Annotated in this window: 20 protein-coding genes and 1 tRNA gene; 8 read left to right on the forward strand and 13 right to left on the reverse strand. The window is 56.0% G+C overall.

Annotated elements, in window-relative coordinates:
* The 3 genes from ACIQ0Q_RS05780 to ACIQ0Q_RS05790 form a co-directional block, all read right to left on the reverse strand.
* The coding region (locus ACIQ0Q_RS05780) for a hypothetical protein (protein ID WP_395771997.1) at positions 1-752 on the reverse strand (752 nt) is incomplete at its 3' end.
* 278 nt (positions 753-1,030) lie between these two features.
* Positions 1,031-1,120: transfer RNA gene (locus ACIQ0Q_RS05785), tRNA-Ser, on the reverse strand.
* Between the two features lie 37 nt (positions 1,121-1,157).
* The gene (locus ACIQ0Q_RS05790) at positions 1,158-1,820 is read right to left on the reverse strand and encodes an energy transducer TonB (protein ID WP_395771998.1); all 663 of its coding nucleotides are present in this window, start codon (positions 1,818-1,820) and stop codon (positions 1,158-1,160) included.
* Positions 1,821-1,949: 129 nt separating this feature from the next.
* Between ACIQ0Q_RS05790 and ACIQ0Q_RS05795 the strand changes: the two genes are divergently transcribed.
* Positions 1,950-2,588, forward strand: coding sequence for a response regulator (locus ACIQ0Q_RS05795; RefSeq protein WP_395771999.1), 639 nt, complete (start codon positions 1,950-1,952; stop codon positions 2,586-2,588).
* Here ACIQ0Q_RS05795 and ACIQ0Q_RS05800 read toward each other — a convergent pair.
* Positions 2,585-5,305 carry an Rne/Rng family ribonuclease gene (locus ACIQ0Q_RS05800; protein WP_395772000.1) on the reverse strand — a complete coding sequence of 907 codons (2,721 nt, stop codon included), beginning with the start codon at positions 5,303-5,305 and terminating at the stop codon, positions 2,585-2,587. The genes ACIQ0Q_RS05795 and ACIQ0Q_RS05800 overlap by 4 nt on opposite strands.
* 315 nt (positions 5,306-5,620) lie before the next feature.
* Here ACIQ0Q_RS05800 and ACIQ0Q_RS05805 point away from each other — a divergent pair, with 315 nt between their 5' ends.
* On the forward strand, positions 5,621-6,586 hold the full coding sequence (locus ACIQ0Q_RS05805; protein WP_395772001.1) for an RluA family pseudouridine synthase: 966 nt from the start codon (positions 5,621-5,623) through the stop codon (positions 6,584-6,586).
* On the opposite strand, the gene ACIQ0Q_RS05810 is transcribed toward ACIQ0Q_RS05805, so the two are convergent.
* Positions 6,572-6,925, reverse strand: coding sequence for a 4a-hydroxytetrahydrobiopterin dehydratase (locus tag ACIQ0Q_RS05810; protein WP_395772002.1), 354 nt, complete (start codon positions 6,923-6,925; stop codon positions 6,572-6,574). The genes ACIQ0Q_RS05805 and ACIQ0Q_RS05810 overlap by 15 nt on opposite strands.
* Positions 6,926-6,958: 33 nt before the next feature.
* On the opposite strand from ACIQ0Q_RS05810, the gene ACIQ0Q_RS05815 reads away from it, so the two are divergent.
* Together ACIQ0Q_RS05815 and ACIQ0Q_RS05820 are read left to right on the forward strand one after the other, a co-directional pair.
* A complete protein-coding gene (locus ACIQ0Q_RS05815) occupies positions 6,959-7,543 on the forward strand; it encodes an NfuA family Fe-S biogenesis protein (RefSeq protein ID WP_395772003.1) in 585 nt (194 codons plus the stop codon).
* Positions 7,543-8,322: a hypothetical protein gene (locus ACIQ0Q_RS05820; RefSeq protein WP_395772004.1), complete on the forward strand. Its 780-nt coding sequence runs from the start codon at positions 7,543-7,545 to the stop codon at positions 8,320-8,322. The genes ACIQ0Q_RS05815 and ACIQ0Q_RS05820 overlap by 1 nt, the downstream gene beginning before the upstream one ends.
* Before the next feature lie 53 nt (positions 8,323-8,375).
* On the opposite strand, the gene ACIQ0Q_RS05825 is transcribed toward ACIQ0Q_RS05820, so the two are convergent.
* Positions 8,376-8,711, reverse strand: coding sequence for a c-type cytochrome (locus ACIQ0Q_RS05825; RefSeq protein ID WP_395772005.1), 336 nt, complete (start codon positions 8,709-8,711; stop codon positions 8,376-8,378).
* A gap of 12 nt (positions 8,712-8,723) precedes the next feature.
* Positions 8,724-9,047, reverse strand: a complete 324-nt coding sequence (locus ACIQ0Q_RS05830) for a c-type cytochrome (protein ID WP_395772006.1) — start codon at positions 9,045-9,047, stop codon at positions 8,724-8,726.
* A 149-nt stretch (positions 9,048-9,196) separates the two neighbouring features.
* Here ACIQ0Q_RS05830 and ACIQ0Q_RS05835 point away from each other — a divergent pair, with 149 nt between their 5' ends.
* From ACIQ0Q_RS05835 to ACIQ0Q_RS05845, 3 genes are read left to right on the forward strand one after another with little or no spacing between them, the layout of a single operon-like run.
* Positions 9,197-10,354, forward strand: a complete 1,158-nt coding sequence (locus ACIQ0Q_RS05835) for an efflux RND transporter periplasmic adaptor subunit (RefSeq protein WP_395772007.1) — start codon at positions 9,197-9,199, stop codon at positions 10,352-10,354.
* Positions 10,351-13,797 (forward strand): efflux RND transporter permease subunit, encoded by a 3,447-nt coding sequence (locus ACIQ0Q_RS05840; protein WP_395772008.1) that lies wholly within the window; start codon positions 10,351-10,353, stop codon positions 13,795-13,797. Before ACIQ0Q_RS05835 ends, ACIQ0Q_RS05840 begins: the two co-directional genes overlap by 4 nt.
* Positions 13,794-16,946: an efflux RND transporter permease subunit gene (locus ACIQ0Q_RS05845; protein ID WP_395772009.1), complete on the forward strand. Its 3,153-nt coding sequence runs from the start codon at positions 13,794-13,796 to the stop codon at positions 16,944-16,946. The genes ACIQ0Q_RS05840 and ACIQ0Q_RS05845 overlap by 4 nt, the downstream gene beginning before the upstream one ends.
* Positions 16,947-16,953: 7 nt before the next feature.
* Here ACIQ0Q_RS05845 and ACIQ0Q_RS05850 read toward each other — a convergent pair whose 3' ends face one another.
* From ACIQ0Q_RS05850 to ACIQ0Q_RS05875, 6 genes are all read right to left on the reverse strand, one after another.
* Entirely contained in the window at positions 16,954-18,153 is a 1,200-nt protein-coding gene (locus tag ACIQ0Q_RS05850) for a TraB/GumN family protein (protein WP_395772010.1), read from the reverse strand.
* A gap of 7 nt (positions 18,154-18,160) precedes the next feature.
* Positions 18,161-19,048 (reverse strand): carbon-nitrogen hydrolase, encoded by an 888-nt coding sequence (locus ACIQ0Q_RS05855; RefSeq protein WP_395772011.1) that lies wholly within the window; start codon positions 19,046-19,048, stop codon positions 18,161-18,163.
* Positions 19,045-20,076 (reverse strand): agmatine/peptidylarginine deiminase, encoded by a 1,032-nt coding sequence (locus ACIQ0Q_RS05860; protein ID WP_395772012.1) that lies wholly within the window; start codon positions 20,074-20,076, stop codon positions 19,045-19,047. Before ACIQ0Q_RS05860 ends, ACIQ0Q_RS05855 begins: the two co-directional genes overlap by 4 nt.
* Positions 20,077-20,157: 81 nt before the next feature.
* Positions 20,158-20,283: a type B 50S ribosomal protein L36 gene (gene ykgO, locus ACIQ0Q_RS05865; protein ID WP_091238229.1), complete on the reverse strand. Its 126-nt coding sequence runs from the start codon at positions 20,281-20,283 to the stop codon at positions 20,158-20,160.
* Positions 20,284-20,369: 86 nt separating this feature from the next.
* Positions 20,370-20,996: a TetR/AcrR family transcriptional regulator gene (locus ACIQ0Q_RS05870; protein ID WP_395772013.1), complete on the reverse strand. Its 627-nt coding sequence runs from the start codon at positions 20,994-20,996 to the stop codon at positions 20,370-20,372.
* Position 20,997: 1 nt separating this feature from the next.
* Positions 20,998-21,255 carry an acyl-CoA-binding protein gene (locus ACIQ0Q_RS05875; RefSeq protein ID WP_395772014.1) on the reverse strand — a complete coding sequence of 86 codons (258 nt, stop codon included), beginning with the start codon at positions 21,253-21,255 and terminating at the stop codon, positions 20,998-21,000.
* A 113-nt stretch (positions 21,256-21,368) separates the two neighbouring features.
* Here ACIQ0Q_RS05875 and ACIQ0Q_RS05880 point away from each other — a divergent pair.
* A partial coding sequence (locus ACIQ0Q_RS05880) for an SDR family oxidoreductase (RefSeq protein ID WP_395772015.1) occupies positions 21,369-22,808 on the forward strand: 1,440 nt, incomplete at its 3' end.

The following is a 22,808-nucleotide window of genomic DNA, read 5'->3' on the forward strand; positions in this document are numbered from 1 at the left end:
GTCGTTGCGTTATATATAAATGGGTAAGCGCTTCGTATAGTACGGTTCTTGTAATCTGACCATCTGGCTTCAATCAATTTTTCACATCCATTTTCTACCTCTGACATGCTGAAAGAAAAGCCTGACATGGCTGCTGGCCATTGCTGCACTTGTTCCCAGTCCGCATTGGCTAAAAACTCTACACGCTTTCTCTGCATCTCGACCAGCCAGTCGCTACGGCTATGGTACCCTTGCTCCTTTGCGCTTTCATACTCTTCTTTTGTTTTCCACCCGCCTGTAATAAATTTTTCGTGATCTTTACGAGCTACGAATTCTTTAGCTGATTCCATCCAGATGGTTTCTTTGACATTTATGTCAGGGTAAATGGTGTTTTCAGGCCCTATTTCAGCAAATACCTTCACGCACTTGTCTTTATATTTTTCAGAATATTTTAAGTCGAGATTTGCTGCATCGACACTGAATAGCTCATCCTTGCTATCACAATGGGTGCGTACACTCATGCGTACGCCATCGCCCGAATAATGGTTGACAATAGCAGTCAAGGTTACTGTCTTCCCCTCGCACTCATCGCTATACTTATCGCTGTCTCCTGCACGACAGGCAGAAAACTGCTCGGTCGTGACATCTGGATTGTCTGGACTGCCGCTGCAGGCTGAAAGCAGAGCCGCAAAGATGAGCAATATCAACAAAGACCACTTCGGCGTTTTGTTGATATATCTAGAAAAGGTTAAGTGTCCAACATAACCAGACATATGGCCGCCTTTGTTCAGCTAATTACATAGTATTAAGAATATATAACTGATGAAAAATAATCCAATCAAGATCATTGCCGTGGGTGCGAGCCCCCGGGAACACCAAGGCAGCGTAATGCGCTGCGGTGTGATCGGGACAATCCGTGGTTAGAGAGAATCCCACAGCCTATGAGACAGGACCGAAAACAGGCCTGGACATTGGGGTAAAAATTGGGGTAAATTAGCCTAATTAGGCGATATATTTACTTACAAGCTATTGTTTTATATAGTATAAAAAATGGCGGAGAGAGTGGGATTCGAACCCACGGTGGGCTCGCACCCACGGCAGTTTTCAAGACTGCTGCCTTAAACCACTCGGCCATCTCTCCGAAGCTATATTTTAAACCCAATTCCCCGTCTCTGGTGTTATTCGCCCAGCTTGAATTCAACCGGTACGAGTATTTCAGAAGCAACTGGCTTGCCGGTTTCGATTTTTGGGCTGAATTTCCACTGCATGACGGCCTCTCGTGCCGCACGGTCCAGATCACGCGATCCGCTGCTTTTCTCGATCCGGACCAGGTCAGGGTGGCCACTGGCATCAAGCTGGACATTTAGCGTGACGGTGCCGGTGTCATTGTTGCGGAGCGCCGTTGTCGGGTACTTCGGGGCGACGCGTTCCAGAACGGCGGCATCATGATTGCCTAGCGTGGCTTGGGTGGGCGACAGTGCCGACTCCTGCGGCTGTTCGATGCCCGAATCAATAGCGTCTCCGGCTGCGGTCGTAGTTTCCGGCGCAGGCCGTCGTGCCTTCGGATTTGGCATGTTGGTAATACTTCCGGAAAGACTCCCGGGCAGGCGCAGGGGGTCGCCGCTGTCCATGCTGGTGTTGTCGTCCGTACTGAGGTAGGTTTGATAGATCCAGCGGCTGCATTGCCAGGGAACGGAAAGCAGAAGTCCGATTAGAAGCGCTCTGAGAAAAAGGCTACGCGGTCTGTGGGCTTCCAGCCAATACACCAGACGCGGCCACTCACGCTGTCTAATGCGAAGTGCGATTTCTTGGCAATGCTGCTTCAGGATTTCGAAATTCATGGCGGAGCCGGCGACGGTTAGCCCCCATTATAGGAAAATTCCTAGTGACGATGCAGAAATTGACCGATTTTCGGCCTTGAGCGCCCGCGTTAAGCTGAGTCCATCTTCCACGGGATTTGGAGCAGAAGCATGATTTCAGTATTTATTCTCGATGACCACGCGCTTGTGCGTTCCGGTTACCGTCTCATTCTACAGCAGCATCTGGATATCCAGGTCATCGGTGAGGCCGAAAGCGGGGATGACGGACTTCAGAAAATCAGGGCATGCAAGCCCGAGGTGGTGCTCTGTGATCTGCACATGCCCGGTCTCAGCGGTCTTGAAATTACCGAGCGTCTCAACCGTGGCAGCGTCACTGCCAAAGTCATTATCGTTTCAGTTCAGCAGGACGGTCCGATGCCCAAGCGCCTACTTGAGGCCGGGGCTTGCGGGTATCTGGGTAAAGCCTGTGATGCCGAGGAGCTGGTCCGTGCCATCCGGGACGTAGCACGCGGAAAACGTTATCTGGGCAACGCGTTGGCGCAGAAAATGGCTTTTGAAGGCAAGAATGACTCTCCCTTCGAGCGCCTGAGTGCCCGCGAAATTGAAATTTCCCTGCTGTTCTGTCAGGGATGGCGTGCAGAGGACATGGCGCGCAAGCTTTGCGTTAGCTCGAAAACCATTGCAACCCACAAGTACCGGATACTGGAAAAGCTGGGTATCCAGGATACGATTTCGCTGGCTCGGCTAGCTGCGCAGTATGGCATCACCGAGCCCACGCAGCAGGTTTAATCCTCTTTATTTTCCGGGCTGATACGCACAGTGAAGTCAAATCCGGGGTTCGGCGTATTCGGCATTGAAAATGATGGCGGTGCGGCCGGAACATACCCCATCTGCTTCGGTTTTGGCTCACTGAACGCCACCTGTGCCGGTGGTGGCACGGGCTGGATGGTCGGCTCAATAACGGGGGCTGCAGCGACAATCGGTTCTGGTGCCGGCGTAGTCTCAGGCACGAACGACTCTATCACGTTCGAAGTGATGTCTGATTCGACGGGAGCGGGAGCTTGCGTCGTAGCAGTATGCTGTGTTTCGCTAGCCGTTCCGAGATCAATGAAATCCGATTCGGCGGTAGAAACCGGAATGGCGGATACGATCACGGGCGCAGAGTGTTGGATGTTTTTTGATTGTTTGCGGCTTTCGGTATCGGTATCAGATGCTGCAGGCGCATCTGCGGCACTCCGTTCCGGTGATCCGGCATCGGAAAGCACATCATCAGTCTCTTCGAAGTCCATTTCCGACTGGTCGTTGGCGGCGTCTACGACTCCCGCAGTTTCACCTTCCTGACGCCGGCGACGGCGGCCACCGCGACGACCACGACGGCGGCGCGGACTGCCATCGGTCTGCAGCTCTGTGGAGGAGGCGTTGTCAACAGCATCCACAACCACTGGCAGGGCTTCGGCCGACGCCACGGCAGCTTCTTCCGTTTGCGCATTCAGGCCTGAGCTTGCTCGTGTTGTCGCTTCCGCTTCGCGTTGTGCGCGTTTTTCAGCTTCACGGCGCTGGTTCTCCGCACGCTGGGCTTCCTTGCGTTCGGATTCTCGTTTTTGCTGCTCTTCCCGTCGCTGTTTACGCTGATCATCGGCAACCTTACGTTCTTCTTCGCTACGTTCCGGGCGGTTACCCCGTTGTTGCTTATTCTGCGGATTGCGTGGGTTGCTCCGGTTGTCGGATCGGTCACGGCGATTGTTATCGTTGCGACGGGCCGGTGCCGGCTCGCTTTTCTTCGGTGCATCTTCGGCGTCGCCGGTGAAGATGGAAATAATTTTGCTAAGCAGTCCGGCTTTCTTGGTGGCTGGTGCCTGCTTGACATGCTGCTGTTCGGGTACATTGTTTTGACGGAGCGGTGCGATTTGTGCGGGTTTGACGTGTGTTACTGCCGGTTCGGCAGGCACATTCAATTGTGCCTTGGTCAGCGCGTGCACTTCCAGTTTGCGTGGAACACCACGTTGGTAGCTCGGTTTGCCGGTATCTTCCGGCTGCTCGCCTTCGCGGATGCGGGTGACATTGAAGTGCGGAGTTTCCAGGGACTCATCGGCGACGATGATGATCGGGGCTTCGTGACGGCTTTCGATTTCAACCAGTGCGCGGCGTTTTTCGTTGAGCAGATAGTTGGCAATCTGCGGCGGCGCCTGGACCAGCACCTGCGCGGTTTTATCTTTCATCGCCTGCTCTTCGGATAGGCGAAGAATCGATAGGGACAGAGATTCAACGCTGCGCATGCGGCCGTGGCCGTCGCAACGCGGACAAACAACTTGACTGGATTCGCCCAGTGACGGACGCAGACGCTGGCGCGACAGTTCGAGCAGACCAAAGCGGGAGATCTTGCCGATCTGAACGCGGGCCCGGTCGAGCTTCAGGGCTTGCTGCAGACGGTCTTCGACCATGCGCTGGTGTTTGCCGGAGCTCATGTCGATGAAGTCGATGACCACCAGTCCGCCGAGATCACGCAGTCGCATTTGACGGGCTACTTCTTCGGCCGCTTCCAAGTTGGTATTCAGGGCGGTTTCTTCGATGTCGCCGCCTTTGGTGGCACGCGAGGAGTTGACGTCAACCGCGGTCAGCGCTTCGGTCTGGTCCAGCACGATGGAGCCGCCAGAGGGCAGGCGGACAGTCCGTTCATAGGCCTGTTCGATCTGCGATTCAATTTGGAAGCGGTTGAATAGCGGAATGTCGTCCTTGTACATCTTCAGCTTGCGCAGGTTGTGCGGCATGACCAGCTGCATGAAATCCTGGGCCTGCTCGAAAATTTCGTCGGTATCGACCAGGACTTCGCCGATTTCCGGACGCATGTAGTCGCGCAGGGCGCGGATGATCAGACGCGATTCCTGATAAATCAGGAACGGCGAGGGTTTCGACAGGGCCGCCTGGCTGATCGCTTTCCAGACCTGGATGAGGTAGTCCAGATCCCATTGCAGTTCATCAGCGTCGCGGCCCATGCCTGCGGTACGGATGATGACCCCCATGTCGTCCGGGATGTTCAGGGCGTCCATGGTCTGTTTCAGGGCTTGGCGGTCATCGCCTTCGATGCGTCGGGACACGCCGCCGGCGGTCGGCGAATTCGGCATCAGCACCATGTAACGGCCGGCCAGCGAGATGTAGGTGGTCAGCGCGGCGCCTTTATTGCCGCGTTCTTCCTTATCGACCTGAACGACGACTTCCTGTCCTTCACGCAGGTATTCCTTCATGCCGGCCTTGTTCGGGTCGACACCGGGGACGAAATAGTCGCGGGAGATTTCCTTCAGCGGCAGAAAGCCGTGGCGGGGGCCGCCGTAATCCACGAACGCCGCCTCGAGAGAGGGTTCCAGCCGGACGATCCGGCCTTTATAGATATTGGACTTCTTCTGTTCTTTGGCTGGTTGCTCGATATCGATGTCGTAAAGCTGCTGGCCATCGACAATCGCCACGCGCAGTTCTTCAGCCTGCGTGGCATTGATTAACATCCGTTTCATTGTAATATCCTCACGCGCTCTACCGTAAGGATCGCCGAGTTCGGCATGCTTCCAAGGCACTTCCGAATTGTTCAGCGCTACCAGACCATAAGCGAACTTACGGGAGCGCAAATCTGTTGTTTCGTTAATGGGGCCAAACCACGCCGAGCGTCGTTCGGACTATATGCAGGTTCGATGAAGCCCGCCAAGCGCTTTACATGGTCACTCCCTGGGAGTGTGGGGCGCTTATTGGGATACACTAGGCACTGGCTTTCGGCCGGCAACAAGTGAAATCAACATCTTACTTGCCTGCCTAGTTTAACAGATGGAACCCAAATGAACAGAGTTTCCTTGAATCCGGGCGTAAAAATGGTCAAAGTCCCGGATGACAGAGGCGGGCAGCGTTTGGATAATTTCCTGCTCGGGCAGCTCAAGGGGGCTCCCAGAAGCCTGATTTACAAGATAATCCGGGATGGACAGGTCCGTATCAATGGCAAGCGTGCCAAGCCCGATAGCCGCCTGGAAGCCGAGGATGAGGTCCGCATTCCGCCGGTCAAGATCGACCAGACAGACCCCGACCGTGCGCCCCCGAAATCCATGCTTGAGCGCTTGGCAGCCAGTATTGTTTTCGAGGACAAAGCCTTATTGGTGCTGAATAAGCCCTCCGGCATTGCCACCCACGGTGGCAGCGGCGTGTCCTTCGGGGTCATCGAGGGGCTTCGGGCATTGCGTCCGAACGAGCCGCTTGAACTTGTTCATCGACTGGATCGGGATACCTCCGGGGTCTTGGTATTGGCTAAAAAACGATCAGCCCTGCTGCAATTGCAGGCCCTGATGCGTGGCGATGAGGAAGAAGACGGCCCGGAAAAGCAGTACTTGGCATTGCTGGTGGGCAAAATGCCGAATGGCACCATGACCGTCAATGCCCCGCTGCAGAAATCGGTCATCCGTGGCGGCGAGCGTATGGTGCGCGTCGATCCGGCCGGCAAGGCCTCGACCAGCCATTTCACCTTGCTGGAACGGCGGGGCGGCCACAGTTTCTGCAAAATTCGCATTGAAACCGGACGCACCCATCAAATCCGCGTGCATGCCGCCCATATCGGGCATCCGGTGGCGGGTGATGAAAAGTACGGGGACAAGGATGCCAATAAGAAACTGGCCGCAACCTTCGGACTGAAACGCCTATTTCTGCATGCCGCCTCCATGCACTTCGCATTGAATGACGGACAATCTCCTTACACCCTGAATGCGCCGCTGGCGCCGGAACTCAGGGCCGTGCTGGACCGTTTAGCGGACGAGTAGAGCGTCGGCTTTCGCCGCGCAGATGAAGTCATTCAGGCTCAAGCCACCGACATCATGTGTGGAAAACCGGATTTCGCAGCGGTTGTAGTGCACGCTCAGATCCGGGTGGTGGTCTTCGCGGTGCGCGATAAAGGCCAAGGCATTCACGAACGCCATGGTCTGATGATAGTTCTCGAAGCGAACGATTTTGAACAGCGCCTGTCCACGTTCGGTCAGCTGCCAGCCGTCGAGCAGGGACATCAGTGTCTCGGACTGGTATGGCTCCAGTCGGTGTTCCGCGCCGCGCAAAGGCCGGCAGTGCTGCAGATGTAGGGGCGTGTCCATCATCGTTCCATTCATGGGGGTTTCACTAGTTTAAGGTAAAATGAACACATGATTGAAATCACCGAATCCGCACAGAACCACTTCCGGCAACTCCTGCAAAGCCAAGGCGGCGATGCCGTGGGCATTCGCGTCAGCGCGATGAATCCCGGCACCCCTTCAGCCGATGCACGGCTCGAGTTCGCAGATGCCGGTGATCTGCTCGGCGATGAATGGCAGGTCGAATGTGCTGGGTTTGTGCTGTATGTCGATGCCGCCAGTGTTAAATTCCTTGACGGTGCCCATATTGATATCAGTGCAACCGCGACGGGCAGTCAGCTGACCATTCGTGCCCCCAACATCAAGGGCAAAGCGCCGGATGCGGAAAGCTCGCTGGCCGAACAGGTTATTTGGCTGATCGAGTCCGAAATCAATCCCCAGCTGGCATCGCACAAGGGCCGCGTTAGTCTAGATTCCATCGATGCCGATAATGTCGTCTACCTGCGTTTCGGCGGCGGTTGCCACGGCTGTGGCATGGCTGACGTCACCCTCAAACAGGGCATCGAAAAAACCATGATGGCGAAGATACCGCAGATCAGCGCCGTCCGTGATGCGACCGATCATAGCTCCGGTTCGGCGCCGTTCATTCCACGTTGATGCTACGAGTTCTGCTGTTCGGCCTGATTTTTGCCGGGCATATCGGATTTTTGTTATGGCTCGATGCCATCACGCGTTACGGGACTCAGAAGCAAGATTGGCAAACACGCACCGTGGTCGAATTCGTTACACGCAAGCCCCCGATTCTTCCGGCCTTGCCCCGCCAGCGTGTTTCGAATCAGTTTCGTCAGTCTCCGGAAGAATTAGCATCATCGGCATTCAGGACCAACGAGCCAGTCAAATCACCCGCGGCGGCCAGTGAGAACTTCACGCTGAGAATTGTTGATAGCGAGGGACAGATCTGGATTCCGCAGACCGCCAAGGATGAATTCCTCAAGAACGGACAATCGCGTCAGTTTGATATCCAGCGCGACGGCCTCGATAACATGGACGCCCTGCTCAAGCGCCCCGTGGTATTGGATTATCGGTCGACGCGTTTCGATGAGGCCTGGCAGGGGGATAAACCGCGGATAACACGCGTGCTAGAAGCGGCTGTTGAGAAAACTACAGCGACGGTCAAGATTCCCATACCTGGCAGGCCAGGGGCGTTTCTACAATGCAGTCTTATGGTGCTGGCGGCGGCCGGGGGGTGCGGATTCACGGCCAATGATGACGGGTATTTCGTCGCGCACGATGATCCCGACACGCTGAGTCCTCTGGAGGAGCAACAATGCCAGGCTTGGTGGGATCTCATCGTTTCGGCCAAGACACAGGCCGAATGGCGGCGAACACGCCGGCTGTATGAACAGGAATGCCAAAAACCTGCCGCTAAGCAATAGGTAAGAAAAAAGCGGACCGGAGTCCGCTTTTGGTCGTGCTGGAAACGGTTGAATTATTTCACAACACCCATCTGGCCTTTGAGTGAACCGTAGTAAACCGCCAGATTGGCCATGTCGGCCTCGCTCAGTGCCTGGACTTGAGCGGCCATGACGGCGTTGACGCGCTTACCGGACTTGTATTCTCGCAATGTTTTCAACAGGTAATCCGGATACTGCCCTGCCAGTTTGGGGTAGCTGTTGTCGAGTGTTTTGTTGCCGTCGGCACCATGGCAGGCTGCGCAGGCGGTGGCTTTCTGTTTGCCGGCGGCGGCATCGCCTTTGACACCGATGGCGGTGGCTTGACCGGCCAGGCAGAACAGCACGACAGCAAGGAGGAGTTTGGTCTTCATCGTGGGTATCCTTTATTTGGCCGGTTTCAGCGCGGAAACATAGGCGGCGATGTCAGCGATATCCTGGGCGCTGAAGCTTTTGGCCTGCGCAACCATGGTCGGATGCTTGCGCTCGCCTTTCGCGTAGGCGGTGAGCGCATTGACGATGTAGGCTTCGTTCTGCCCGGCAATTTTCGGCACATGGTAGCTCGGATAGGCGTTCTTGTATTCTGGAATGCCATGGCAACCGGTGCAGGTATAGGCCAAAGCCTTGCCTTTCTGGGCATCGCCTTTGGCAAGGCAGGTGCTGCCGGCCAAAGCCAGTACTAAACCGATGAAGAGGGACGTTTTGGTCATAACAAAATGCCGAAGTGGGTCGATTCTGTTAATTATACCTAAAATTCACTGGAATCAGACAAGTATGTATGACTTTAGGCAGGTACACAGGAGCGGTATTCCCGTTACCATAGCCACTCATTCCCCCTGTTACGGTTTCCGGTAAATTCATGTATTCAACCTTCAAACAAGTAAAAACAGCGGTTCTGATCTTGGTGATTGCCTTGACCCTGGCCGCCTGTGGTGGCAAGCCGGATGCTGCTAATGCAGGCAAAGCCGAAAATGGTGCCGAGCAGGATAAGCGCGGCAAAGACGGAAAGCCTGCGGCGCCGGAGGCAGTTCCTGTCGAGGTAGTGACCGCGTCCAGCCAAAGCATCAATGCCAGCTATGCCGGCACTGCCAATCTCGAGGCGCCCAACGAGGCACAGGTCGTGGCGAAAAGCTCCGGGGTCATGGTGGCGCAGTTGGCCGAGGAGGGCGACAGTGTCCGTCAGGGCCAGGTCCTTGCCCGGATCGATCCCGCGCGGGCGCAATTGGAAGTCCAGCGCTCCCAGGCTACCGTCAACAAGCTCAGCAATAATTTCGCCCGTGCCCAGGAGCTGCGCAAACAGAACCTGATCTCGGCAGAAGCACACGACCAGATCCGGTTCGATCTGGAATCGGCCAAAGCCAGTTTGAATCTTGCCCGTCTGGAACTGTCCTACACCAATGTCACGGCGCCGATATCCGGTGTGATTGCGCAGCGCATGGTGAAGGAGGGGAATCTGGTGACCTTGAATTCTCCGGTATTTCGTATCGTCAATACCCAATATCTTGAGGCGGTCATGAATGTGCCTGAGCGTGAACTGGCGCTGATCAAATCCGGTATGCCCGTGCGTATGATCGTCGATGCCGTGCCCGGGCAGGCTTTCGAAGGCCGGGTCGATCGGGTCAGTCCGGTCATGGAAGCCGGCAGCGGTACTTTCCGGGTAACCTGCGCATTCGATGGCAAGCAGATTCTGCGCCCCGGGATGTTCGGGCGATTCGAAATCATCTATGACCGTCGTGAGAACGTGCTGACGATTCCTCGGACGGCCTTGCTGGAAGATGAGACTGATCCGGCCGTGTTCGTGGTCCGAGCCGGAAAAGCGGTGCGAGCTCCGATAAAGCTCGGTTACAGTAACGGCGAAATCGCCGAGGTCGTTTCCGGCCTGAAGGCTGGCGACCGGATCATCACGGCAGGCAAGGTCGCCGTCCGTGATGCTGCCACTGTGACCGTCATTGCGATTGACGGGAAGGCCGTGGCACAACCCAAAAATGACGATAAAAAAGCGGATCCCGCGCAATGAGTCTGGTCGAATTCTCGACACGAAGGCGAGTTACCATTGCGATGGTCACGTTCACCTTCGTGCTGTTTGGCATCATTGCGCTCGGTAGCCTCAAGGTCAATCTGCTGCCGGATCTGAGTTATCCCACACTGACCGTCCGCACCGAATACACCGGTGCGGCGCCGGCTGAAATCGAAACTCTGATCAGTGAGCCTTTGGAAGAATCACTGGGCGTGGTCAAGAATCTGCGCAAGATCAAGTCAGTCTCGCGTACCGGCCAAAGCGATGTCGTGCTGGAGTTCGCCTGGGGCACCGACATGGATCAGGCCGGTCTTGAGGTTCGTGACAAGCTTGAACTGCTGCGCCTTCCGCTGGAAGCGAAAGCCCCGGTCGTGCTGCGCTTCAATCCGAGCACCGAGCCGATCATGCGCCTTGGTCTAGTGCTGCCCGAGAAGGTCTCCGGTAGCCGACAGGCCCAGCTGATCCAGCTGCGCCGGTTCGCCGAGGAAGACCTGAAGAAGCGCCTCGAGCCGGTGGATGGCGTTGCCGCGGTCAAAGTGGCTGGCGGTCTTGAGGATGAAATCCAGGTCGCCATCGACAATGAGCGGCTGTCCCAGCTGAACCTGTCGGTCGAAACCGTCATCAACCGTCTGCGTCAGGAAAACATCAACATCTCCGCCGGTCGTATCGAAGAAGGCAGCGAGCGCTATCTGGTGCGCACGGTCAACCAGTTTGCTGATCTCGATACCATGGCCGATATGCTGGTGGCCAACACCGCCTTCGGAATCCCGGTCAAGCTGAAGGACGTTGCCACCGTCAGCCAGGGCTATAAGGAACGCCAGGCCATCATCCGCGTCGGTGGACGGGAAGCCATCGAGCTGGCCCTCTACAAGGAAGGCGATGCCAATACCGTAGCCGTAGCCAAGTCGGTGAAACAGGCCCTGCAGCGCATGCAGGGTGATGGCGGTAATGTTCAGGGGCGTCCACAGGGTGCTCCTGAAAACGGCATCTATACGATTGATGGTCTGGAACTGAGCACCATCGAGGATGCTTCGCTGTTCATCGAAAGCGCACTGTCGGAAGTCAAGAAGGAAGCGCTACTCGGCGCTATTTTCTCGATTCTGATCATTTTCTTCTTCCTGCGCGACGGCTGGAGCACCTTTGTCATCAGTCTGTCCTTGCCGATCTCCATCATCACCACTTTTTTCTTCATGGGCCAGCTCGGCCTGAGTCTCAATGTGATGTCTCTGGCCGGTCTGGCACTGGCCACCGGCATGGTAGTCGATGATTCCATCGTCGTGCTCGAATCCATCGCCAAGGCGCGCGAACGCGGGCTTGGCATCCTCGATGCCGCCATCAAGGGCGCCGGCGAGGTCAGTATGGCCGTGGTCGCGTCGACACTGACCACGGTGGCTGTGTTTTTCCCTCTCGTGTTCGTGGAAGGCGTGGCCGGACAGCTTTTCAAGGATCAGGCGCTGACGGTATCCATTGCCTTGATGATTTCACTGGTGGTTTCTCTGACCCTAATTCCGATGCTGTCCTCGCTGAAAGCGCATTCACCGATGGCATTTCCCGAGGATAGCCAACAGCCCTTGACTGCTCGTGAGAAGTGGCGGCAGTTTCTGGAAAGCGTAAAAGACCTGTTCCGCTATCCTTTGCAGGGCACTTGGAAAAGACCACTGGCCTATGCAGCATTCGTGATGCTGATGCCGCTCAAACTGATCGCCGCATTGGTCTATGCCATCGCCTTGCTGTTCAGTTTGCTCTATCCCTTAGTTGTTTTCGGTATCACATGGGCCGCAGCTGCGTTCAGTCGAGTTGGCAGAGGAACCGGAGGCAATGCCATGGTTTGGCTTGGGGACAAAGTCATCAAACCCTATGATTATGCGGCCGACTACTACCATGACATCTTGCCGAAAGCGCTTGAGCGGCCTCGTAAAATCCTGACGGGTGCTGCAGTAGCGTTCATCGCTTCGCTGCTTTTGGCCACGACACTGGGCTCGGATCTGATTCCGCAGCTCGCCCAGGACCGTTTTGAAATGACGGCCAAGCTGGCGCCGGGAACCCGGCTTGAAGAAACCGACCAGCTGGTCAGCGCCATCCAGTCCAAACACAATGCCGATAGCGATATCCAGGCTCTTTATGGTGTCAGCGGTTCCGGCACACGGCTGGATGCCAACCCGACCGAATCCGGCGAAAACATCGCCAAGCTCAGTGTGGTATTGGGTAAAGGTTACAGCCGTGATAGTGAGGCGGCCATTACTGAGCGCCTAAGAGAAACCATGCGTGATTATCCCGATGTCCAGGTCAAGTTCGGACGTCCGGAGCTGTTCAGCTTCTCAACCCCGCTGGAAATTGAAATCCGCGGCGCTGATTTGAAATCTTTGGAAAAGTCGGCGCGTAAGCTTTCCGAAATGATGCAGAAAGCCGAACACTTCGCCGATGTCAAATCCAGCGTCGAGCAGGGATACCCTGAAATACAGATTATTTTCGACCAGGAGCGCGCCGCCGCACTCGGACTGACCTCGCGTCAGATCGCCGACCAGGTGGTTAAGCAGGTGCGTGGCGAGGTAGCCACCCGCTATAGTTTCCGAGACCGGAAAATCGATGTCTTGGTACGCGCCGAAGAACAGGCCAGGTCCTCGGTCGACGATATCCGAAACATCATCATCAATCCGTCTGCACCGCAGCCGGTCACGCTGGCTTCTGTGGCGCAGGTCATTGAAACCATCGGGCCGAGTGAAATCAACCGCGTCGACCAGACCCGGGTCGCGATTATTTCAGCCAACCTCCGGGAGATTGATCTGGGGACTGCGGTGAAGGAGGTGCGTGACATGGTGGCGGCCGATCCATTGCCGGCCGATGTCCGCATTGCCTTCGGGGGCCAGAGCGAAGAGCTCGACCGTTCGCGCAATTCGCTGTTTTTCGCCTTCGGCCTGGCGATTTTCCTGGTTTATCTGGTCATGGCCTCGCAGTTCGAATCGCTGCTGCATCCTTTCGTGATTCTGTTTTCGATTCCACTGGCGATGGTCGGTGCCGTTCTGGCCCTGTGGCTGAGCGGGTCGCCGATATCGGTGGTGGTCTTCATCGGCTTGATCCTTCTTGTCGGCATCGTGGTCAAGAATGCCATCGTGCTGATTGACAAGGTCAACCAGCTGCGCGAGGACGGCGTCGCCAAGCGTGAGGCCATCTGCCAAGGTGCGGAATCACGCCTGCGTCCGATCATCATGACGACCCTGACGACCCTGTTCGGTTTCGCTCCGCTTGCATTCTTCGGCGGCGAGGGTGCCGAGGTCCGCGCACCGATGGCCCTGACCGTCATCGGCGGACTGACGGTTTCGACCGTGCTGACGCTGGTCGTCATTCCGATCGTCTATGACCTGCTCGATCGGCGTCCGGACAGCTATTACAAAGCGCGTGGTGCGCTGCATCATGATGCACTTGAAGGCGGGAGCCTCCGGTGAAAAGTCTCGCCGAACTGAGTCTGCGCCGGCCGGTCACGGCGGTGATGTGCTTCATTTCACTGATTGTGATCGGACTGTTAGCGGCAGTCAGGCTGCCGCTGGAACAGTTCCCTGACATCAATGTGCCCTTCGTCTTCGTCAGCATTCCCTATCCGGGGTCCACGCCGCAGGAAGTCGAACGCCAGATCACCCGGCCAGTCGAGGAGGCGCTCTCGACTTTGCCCGGAATCTCGATGATGAATTCGACCTCCCGTTCGGACAACGCTGGCATCTTCCTGATGTTCTCGGATTGGAATCGGGACATCGCAATCACAGCCAGCGAGGCCCGTGACCGCATCGATGCCATCCGCTCTGAGCTTCCGGAGGATGTCCAGCGCTATTTCGTCCAGAAATTCTCGCCGAATGACGAGCCACTGATGCGCGTCCGTTTTGCTTCCGATCGAGACCTGAAGAACAGCTATGCACTCATCCAGCATTCTATCCAGAAGCGCATTGAGCGCATTCCCGGCGTAGCTCGTGTCGACATCACCGGTGCGCCGCCGCCTGAAGTCGAAATCGCCATCGATCCCATCCGCCTGGCCAGCCATAATGTCGGTCTCAATGAGTTGTCTGCGAAGCTGCAATCCGTCAACTTTTCAGTTTCTGCCGGGGACATTAACGACCGTGACCGGCGTATCCGCGTGCAGCCGGTCGGCGAAATCAAGACGGTAGAAGAACTGCGCAGTCTGCCGTTGAATGACAAAGGGCTAAGACTCGGCGATATCGCTGACGTGCGCTTCAAACTGCAGCGCCAGGACTTCGGGCGCCGTCTCGACGGCCGTCCGGCGGTCGGCGTCGATATCCTGCGTGAGCAGAATGCCAATCTGGTCAATGTCGCCGATGCCATCCATGCCGAAATCGAGAAAATCAAGGAAGATCCGGACTTGTCCGGCATTAAGTTCATCATCGTGAGTGATGCCGCCGAAAGCGTGAAGAGTTCCATTGCCGAGCTGATTGAAGCCGGTGTCATCGGGTCGCTGCTGTCGATCATCGTGCTGTTCTACTTCCTGCGGCACTGGCCGTCGACCTTGATGGTGAGTCTTGCCATACCGATTTGTATCGTCATCACCCTGGGCGTGATGTATTTTACCGGGATGACCTTGAACGTGCTGTCGATGATGGGTCTATTGCTCGGCATCGGGATGCTGGTCGACAATGCCGTAGTGGTAGTTGAAAGCATCTACCAGTACCGGGAAAAATATCCGGAAAATCCGATGATGTGCGCCATCGAGGGCACCAAATCGGTGCAGCTGGCCATTTCATGCGGCACCCTGACTTCAATAATCGTTTTTCTTCCTAACCTGTTCGGCGAGAAGAATTTCATTTCGATCTATCTGTCGCAGGTGGCATTGACCATTACAATCTCCCTGCTGGCGTCATGGTTGGTTGCCGTGAGTCTGATTCCGATGATTTCCGCCAGGTTGAAAACGCCGCCCGCCATTATGCAGTCCCATGGTTTCGTGCCGGGCTTGACCCGTCTTTATGGCCGCTTCCTGGAATGGACGCTGGTTAACCGCCGGCTTTCATTGCTCGGCATCCTGTTCATCATCATGGTCAGCTTGGTGCCTTTTAAATTTACCAAGTTTGATTTAAATTCCAATGAAGTCGGCCGTGAACTTTCCCTGTATTTCAAATGGAATGGGGCCTATTCACTCGAGCAGATGTCCGATGAGGTGGCCAAGGTCGAGCAGTTCATGGATGACAACCGTAATCGCTATCAGATCAAGCAAGTGTATGTGTTCTACAGCGAGCAGGGCTGGGGCGGCATGAACCTGACCTTGCGTGACGATCTTCGTTCATGTAACAGTTTCGTGTCACGCAGTATCCGGTTGGTGAATCCGGATTATGTGTGCGCCATGTCATCCGAACAGGTCCAGGAAATGATCCGTTCCGAAATTCCTAAGTTTGCGCGTGCTGAGGTCGGTTTCCAGGGCGGTCGTGGACCCGGTGGCGGCGGTGCTGGCGGCGGACAGGATAACAGCGTCGAAATTTTCCTCAGTGGCGATTCCACCGAAATGCTGAAGCAGATAGGAGCCGAGGTGATTCCGGTTCTGGCTAAACAGCCAGAACTCCGCGACGTGCGTCTGAATGCCGGTGATGAAAATAGCGAGGTCCGGGTCAGTGTCGACCGTGATCGTGCCGGCGCACTTGGGTTCAGCGCACAGGATGTTGCGCAATATATCAGTATAGCCTTGCGCGGAACAACGCTGCGCGAGTTCCGCAAGGACGACCAGGAAATCCCGATGTGGGTCCGATTTGCCGGTGCTGAGCAATTCCGTATCGAAGAACTCTCGGGTTTGACCCTTCGCCGTCCGGATGGAACCACCGTTCCGCTGATGTCGGTGATCAATGTCGAGATCCGCAAAGGCGACAGCGAGATTTACCGTCAGGACCGACTAACATCCTTGTCCATCAAGGCCAATAAAGCCGATGATGTGACCACCGAGGAGGCTATGGCGGCGTTCAAACGAGTCCTGAGCAACTTGCCACCGGGCTATTCCTGGAGCGAGAGCCAGGGCGGCTTCAACGGTGGCGATGCCGCCGGACAGATGGGAACCAACACACTCATCGCGCTGTTGATGATTCTCATCGTCATGGCCGCATTGTTCGAGTCATTGCTGATGCCGTTGGCGATTTTGACGAGCATCCTGTTTTCCGCGCTCGGTGTGTTCTGGCTGTTCGCATTGACCGGAACAACATTCTCGATCATGGCCTCCATCGGCATCTTGGTACTGATGGGCGTGGTGGTCAATAACGGCATTGTCTTGTTTGAACATATCAATGCCTTGCGTCGCAGCGGCCATGCCCGCACTGAAGCCCTGGTTATGGGCTGTAAAGAGCGTCTGCGTCCGATTCTGATGACCATGGGAACCACGATACTGGGCATGCTGCCGCTGTGCTTCGGTACGACCCAGATCGGCGGCGATGGCCCGGCGTACTATCCGATGGCCCGTGCCGTGGTCGGGGGCTTGGCGTTTTCGACCATCGTCAGCCTGATTTTCCTGCCGACCATCTATGCCGCATTGGACGATTTACGCATCAAAACCAGCGGTGTCATCGCGCGGGCCAAAGCCAAAGCGCCTCTGCAACGTTTCGTGAAACCGGCCTGAGCGCCGGTTAGCCGAGCTTGATGAAGAAAGTCGCGCCGGCAATCCAGACCGCCAGGGCGGTGCCGGAGTTGGTCAGGATGAAATTCACCAAAATGCGCGCGAAGCGGTTTTTCCACCACCCGGATATTTCGGTGGTGTCGTCCTTGAGCTTCAGCAGATCTTCATAGGTCGGTTTGCGCAGTTTGGCTTCCACATAGGCCGATACCATGCCCGAGCTTAGCGCCGGATGCAGTGGCGTCAGCGGCGAGGCGATGAATGCGGCGAGGCAGCTCAGCCAATGCCCCTTGGCAGCGATGCATCCGATCAAACCACCGAAGCCGGTAATCAGCACCCATTGAAGTAAGAGTATACCGGCCAGCTTCAAGCCGCCTTCGTGAATGCCCCAGGCGAATCCGCCGATGAGGAACAAGGCGATGAACAGGCTGAACCAGGGCATGCCGGATTGTGCCGGCAACGTTTCCAAATCCGCAATAACAGTGCCGTCCATATTGACCGGATTCTGCAATGCCCGTTCAAGGCCGGCTAGATGACCAGCGCCGACAACGGCAAGCACATGCTTGACGTCGGTATGGAATCGCAGTTGTAATAATTTAGCGGCCATGTAGCGGTCGCGTTCGTCGATGATGCTTTCATACAATTCGGGAGTCTGTTTGGCAAATTCACCGAAACTCGATTCCAGCATATCGCCTTCCTTGAGCTGTTCGATTTCCGTCTCACCGATGTCATCGGAACTGATCAGGCTGGTACCAAGCCCGGCCACCAGTTGGCCACGTTTGAAGAAGCCCAGTTTCGACCAGCTGCGTTTCAGCGTAATGCCGGCATCGCGGTCGATCAGAGCCATCCGCAGGCCGCGCAATTCAGCTTCCTGGGCCGCCGCCTTGAGTTCGGCGCCGGGCTCGATGCCCAGCTGTTCGGCAAGGCGACGCTGGTAGGCGGCCAAGGACAGATTGGCCGCGACCAGACCGATTTTATCTTCCTTAATAATCTGGAAGATGTCGAGTTTGTAGAGTGCATCAGGCTGGGTCAGTTGCCGGTGCCGGTTGGCATCGAGTTCGACAGCGATAGTGTCAAAACCACCGCCGTCAATGGCGGCTTTGACTGCTTCCAGACTTTTCACCGAAACATGGGCGGTACCGAGCAGGGTGTAGACAATCCCATTGATGGTGCATTGGCGGACCGGTTGGCCGGCGAAGTCGGGTAAGCTCATCGTCAGATCAATCGCGGTAGCGTTTCAGCAGGTCGGCATAGGCATCGATCCGGCGGTCACGCAGGAACGGCCACATGCGCCGGACCTGCTCGCTGCGCGCGAGATCAAGGTCGGCATAAAGAATTTCAGGAGCATCAGTGCTGGCCTCGGCCAGCAACTCACCTTGTGGGCCGAGTACGTGCGAGCTGCCCCAGAAACGGATACCACTGGCACCGAGCGGTGACGGTTCGAACCCGGTGCGATTGCAGCTCAGAACCGGAATGCCATTGGCGACCGCATGACCGCGGTGACTTAGCATCCAGGCTTGCCGTTGCCGACCTTTTTCTTCGGCGCAATCGTCCGGATCCCAGCCGATGGCGGTCGGGTAGACCAGCAATTCGGCACCGGCCAGTGCCATCAGCCGTGCCGCTTCCGGATACCACTGGTCCCAGCACACCAGAACACCGATTTTACCCAGGCTGGTGGCAATCGGATGAAAGCCAAGGTCGCCCGGAGTGAAATAGAATTTTTCGTAGAAACCCGGATCATCCGGAATATGCATCTTCCGATACTTGCCCAGTAGTGTGCCGTCTTTTTCGAAGACGACGGCGGTATTGTGATACAAACCGGCGGCACGCCGCTCGAACAGCGAAGCCACCAACACCACCCGGTGCTTAGCAGCAAGTACTGACAGACGCTCGCTGCTCGGTCCGGGTATGGCCTCGGCCCGATCGAACTCTGCAGCCGATTCGTGTTGGCAGAAATAGGGACCATTGTGCAATTCCTGCAACAGCACCAATTCAGCGCCAGCCGCTGCCGCTTCGGCCACGCGCTGCTCGATAACCGCCAGGTTGGCTGCGGCATCGCCATGGTTGATGTCTTGGATTAGTGCGGCTTTCAGTGTCGAACGGCTCATTTCAGTAACCCTTCCGGTAGTTGCATGGTACAGCAGTGCAGACTGCCATTTTGCCAGATTAGATCGCGGCAGGGGATGCCGATGATGGTGCGTGCGGGGAAGGCCTTCTGCATGACGGAAAGGGCTTCGGCATCGGCAGGATCATCATACAAAGGCATCATTACCGCACCATTGATGATTAGGAAATTAGCATAGGAGGCGGCTAGACGGCGACCCTCATCCATTATCGGTTTCGGCCAGGGCAAGGCATGCAGCAAGTAGGGGTTTCCGGAAACAGTACGTAATTGCCGCAGTTCCCCAGCCATTGCCTGTAGTTCAAGGTAATGGCTGTCTTCCGGATCTTCGCAGCCCTGATACACAATGGCGTTTTCCGAAGCGAAACGGGCCAGCGTGTCGATGTGGGCATCGGTATCATCGCCTTCGAGATATCCATGCTCCAGCCATAGGACCCGATGCTGCTGAAGCTGTTCTTTCAGCACATTTTCGATGTCTGCGCGGGATTTATCCGGATGCCGCTCATGCAGACAGTGCCAAGTCGACAGCAGGGTGCCGGCGCCGTCGGTTTCGATGCCGCCGCCTTCCAGCGCAAAGTCGACTCGGCGGTGTTGGGCATTCCGAAATAGTCCCTGAGCGTGCATTTCCGAGACGATGCGGTCATCCAATCCGGCCTCGAATTTGCCGCCCCATGCAGTGAAATGAAAATCCAGAAGTTCAAAACCATCGGCCTTACGCAGGCTGATTGGGCCGCTGTCCCGCAGCCAGGTGTCATTGTAGGGCAAGGTGATGAAGCGTACCCGTGCCAAATCCGCTTCTGCCATCGCCAATGCGCTGCGGGCATCCTGCGCGATGGCGGAATCCGGAACCAGCAAGAGAAGGGTCTGGCGCACACTGATGGCGGCGGCGATAGCGGCGAAACAGTGTGTTGTTGCATCCAGGCGCGCCGCCCAATCGGTGTCGCTGTGGGGCCAAGCCATCAGCACGGCGCATTGCGGCTCCCATTCGGCCGGAAAGCGGGAGATATCATTCATCCGAAACCTCAACAACGAGAGGGCGTCAATAAGAAAAAGCCGGCGTCAGCCGGCTTGATCGGTGCAACGCCTGGAAATCGATTAACGCTGACGGGCTTTGAAACGGGGATTCGATTTGCAAATCACAAAGACCTTGCCGCGACGACGGACGACCTTGCAGTCACGATGGCGGGTCTTGGCCGACTTGAGCGAATTAAGGACTTTCATGGCTATATATTCCTAAACAACGAAAACGGTGAGCCGGTATTATACCGCCAAAATCCAGTGAAAGCAATAACTTGTTAAATAAAGCCTTAATCCGTATAGGCTTTGGACAGAGTGTGCAAATGCAGACGTTCGGTATCGCGCAGGAAGGGCGAAACCAGCATCATGACCTGCACAATCCCCTGCTGGATAGCACGCTGTTCGTCTTTTTCACCCCGGACATTGGCGTAATTGAGCCAAAACGTGGCCAAAACCAGGATATTGGTGGCCAGACCCTCGATTTCGGCGGCGCTGGCCCGCATGGCTCCGGTTTCGTTCAGGCCACGCATGATGCCTTGCGCGTTGGATGAGCCGCGTTTTAGGATTCGCGCAAATCGAAGGCGTAAACTTCTGTTTCTACTAAGAATATTGATGATATCCCGGTAGATAAAGCGGTAATTCCAGATACACTCAAAGACCAGGTGGAGTTGCAGCCAGACATCCTCGAGGGTGACTTCGCGGCCTTCCGGAGCCACCAAAGCCTGATCCATGCGTTCTTCGAAACGCAGGAACAGCTGCTCGATGATGTCGTCCTTGTTCCGGTAGTGGTAGTACAGGTTGCCCGGGCTGATTTCAAGCTCATCCGCGATGTGATTGGTGGAGATGTTGGTTTCGCCCTGTTCATTAAAAAGACGCAGGGCAACATCGAGTATGCGGTTTCGGGTTTTTCCGGACACGTCAGTCCTTCAGAGAGTCGACAAGGTCGACATATTTTTTCATGGCAGATTCCCGGCTGGTACCCTCAAGCTTCTGCCAGGCCTGAAATTTCGCCGATGCGACGAAATCAAACATGCCCGGTGCCGGCCCATTGACATCGCCTTCGGATCCCTGCTTGTAGAGGCCATACATCCGCAACAAGGTGTCGTTGTCTGGCCGCTTCGTGAGATTCTTGGCTTCGAGGGCGGCCAGTTCAAATTGTTCCTGCAGCGTTGCCATGAAGAAGTCCTTTGACCTGAAGTCGTATTCCAGTATTATGCATTAAACTGTGGTTTGCGGTAAAAAATCAAGTGCTTAATCAACATAAAACGGCAAAGGAATCGGGTATTTCTATGGCTTATTTCGTTACCGGCGCCACCGGCTTCATCGGTCGTTTTCTGGTCAGCAACCTGCTTAAACGTAAAGGCCAAGTGCATGTGCTGGTACGTAAAGGCTCGGCTAAAAAACTCGGTCAGATCGGCGAGGCGATGGGATGGGACATGAAACGTATCGTCCCGGTTACCGGTGATCTTTCCAAAGCCAAACTGGGGCTGAGCGCTGCCCAGATCAGTGCGCTCAAGGGCAAGGTCCAGCATTTCTTTCATCTTGCCGCGATCTACGATCTGACTGCCGATGCCGACAGCCAGAAGCAAGCCAACATCGGCGGCACCAAGAACGCCCTCGAACTGGCTGCCGTCATCAAGGCCGGTTGTTTCCACCACGCCAGCTCCATCGCCGCTGCCGGGTTGTATCCCGGTGTATTCCGCGAAGACATGTTCGATGAGGCCGAAGGACTGAAAGATCCGTACCTGAAGACCAAGCACGAAGCGGAGGGTCTGGTGCGAAAACAGGATGTCGTGCCTTACCGGATTTACCGGCCGTCGATGGTGGTCGGCCATTCCAAGACCGGAGAAATCGATAAAATCGATGGGCCCTATTATCTGTTCACGCTGATTAAGAAAATCCGGCAGACACTGCCACAGTGGATGCCGACTCTGGGCATCGAGGGCGGCCGTATCAACGTCGTTCCGGTTGATTTCGTGGCAGATGCCATGGATTATATTGCCCACAAAAAGGGACTGGATGGCCACTGTTTCCATCTGGTCGATCCGGAGCCGATGCGGTTCGGCGAACTGATGAACACCTTTGCACGTGCCGCGCATGCGCCGGAAATGACCATGCGTCTGGATGCACGCATGTTCGCTTTCATACCGGCTCCGATGCGGATGGCAGTTAGCAATTTGCCGCCGGTCAAACGCCTGACCAATATGATCCTGCGCGACTTGAAGATTCCGAAATCAACCTTGGAATTCATCACTTATCCGACCCGGTTCGATGCCCGCGAAGCCGAGCGTGCCCTGAAGGGCTCGAAAATTGCGGTGCCGCCGCTCGAAAGCTACGCTTGGCGTCTGTGGGATTACTGGGAACGCAATCTTGACCCCGATCTGTTCATCGACAGGTCGCTGCGTGGCAAGGTCGAGGGCAAAGTGGTGCTGATTACCGGCGGTTCGTCCGGCATCGGCAAGGCGGCCGCTCTCAAGATCGCCGAGGCCGGTGCCAAAGTTGTCATTGCTGCCCGTGGCGAGCAAGAGCTCGAAGCGACACGCAAGGAAATCTGCGACGCCGGACATCTGTGTTATGCCTTCAAAGCCGATCTCGCCGATCTGGATTCCTGCGACAGTCTGATTGAACAGGTGTCCAAGCAGCATGGCGGCGTGGATATCCTGATCAACAACGCTGGCCGGTCCATCCGCCGCTCTATTGAGCTCAGTTTCGACCGCTTCCACGATTTC

Origin of the sequence: Arenimonas sp. (assembly GCF_044348765.1) — a bacterium.
Classification (GTDB): Bacteria; Pseudomonadota; Gammaproteobacteria; order Xanthomonadales; family Xanthomonadaceae; genus Arenimonas.

What these genes read in the sequence shown, in the direction of transcription:
- ACIQ0Q_RS05840 (WP_395772008.1), top strand. Translation starts at nt 10,351, where the DNA reads ATGAGTCTGGTCGAATTCTCGACACGAAGGCGAGTTACCATTGCGATG.
- ACIQ0Q_RS05815 (WP_395772003.1), top strand. Translation starts at nt 6,959, where the DNA reads ATGATTGAAATCACCGAATCCGCACAGAACCACTTCCGGCAACTCCTG.
- ACIQ0Q_RS05795 (WP_395771999.1), top strand. Translation starts at nt 1,950, where the DNA reads ATGATTTCAGTATTTATTCTCGATGACCACGCGCTTGTGCGTTCCGGT.
- ACIQ0Q_RS05830 (WP_395772006.1), bottom strand. Translation starts at nt 9,047, where the DNA reads ATGACCAAAACGTCCCTCTTCATCGGTTTAGTACTGGCTTTGGCCGGC.
- ACIQ0Q_RS05860 (WP_395772012.1), bottom strand. Translation starts at nt 20,076, where the DNA reads ATGAATGATATCTCCCGCTTTCCGGCCGAATGGGAGCCGCAATGCGCC.
- ACIQ0Q_RS05820 (WP_395772004.1), top strand. Translation starts at nt 7,543, where the DNA reads ATGCTACGAGTTCTGCTGTTCGGCCTGATTTTTGCCGGGCATATCGGA.
- ACIQ0Q_RS05790 (WP_395771998.1), bottom strand. Translation starts at nt 1,820, where the DNA reads ATGAATTTCGAAATCCTGAAGCAGCATTGCCAAGAAATCGCACTTCGC.
- ACIQ0Q_RS05805 (WP_395772001.1), top strand. Translation starts at nt 5,621, where the DNA reads ATGAACAGAGTTTCCTTGAATCCGGGCGTAAAAATGGTCAAAGTCCCG.
- ACIQ0Q_RS05800 (WP_395772000.1), bottom strand. Translation starts at nt 5,305, where the DNA reads ATGAAACGGATGTTAATCAATGCCACGCAGGCTGAAGAACTGCGCGTG.
- ACIQ0Q_RS05855 (WP_395772011.1), bottom strand. Translation starts at nt 19,048, where the DNA reads ATGAGCCGTTCGACACTGAAAGCCGCACTAATCCAAGACATCAACCAT.
- ykgO (WP_091238229.1), bottom strand. Translation starts at nt 20,283, where the DNA reads ATGAAAGTCCTTAATTCGCTCAAGTCGGCCAAGACCCGCCATCGTGAC.
- ACIQ0Q_RS05825 (WP_395772005.1), bottom strand. Translation starts at nt 8,711, where the DNA reads ATGAAGACCAAACTCCTCCTTGCTGTCGTGCTGTTCTGCCTGGCCGGT.
- ACIQ0Q_RS05810 (WP_395772002.1), bottom strand. Translation starts at nt 6,925, where the DNA reads ATGAATGGAACGATGATGGACACGCCCCTACATCTGCAGCACTGCCGG.
- ACIQ0Q_RS05835 (WP_395772007.1), top strand. Translation starts at nt 9,197, where the DNA reads ATGTATTCAACCTTCAAACAAGTAAAAACAGCGGTTCTGATCTTGGTG.
- ACIQ0Q_RS05850 (WP_395772010.1), bottom strand. Translation starts at nt 18,153, where the DNA reads ATGAGCTTACCCGACTTCGCCGGCCAACCGGTCCGCCAATGCACCATC.
- ACIQ0Q_RS05875 (WP_395772014.1), bottom strand. Translation starts at nt 21,255, where the DNA reads ATGGCAACGCTGCAGGAACAATTTGAACTGGCCGCCCTCGAAGCCAAG.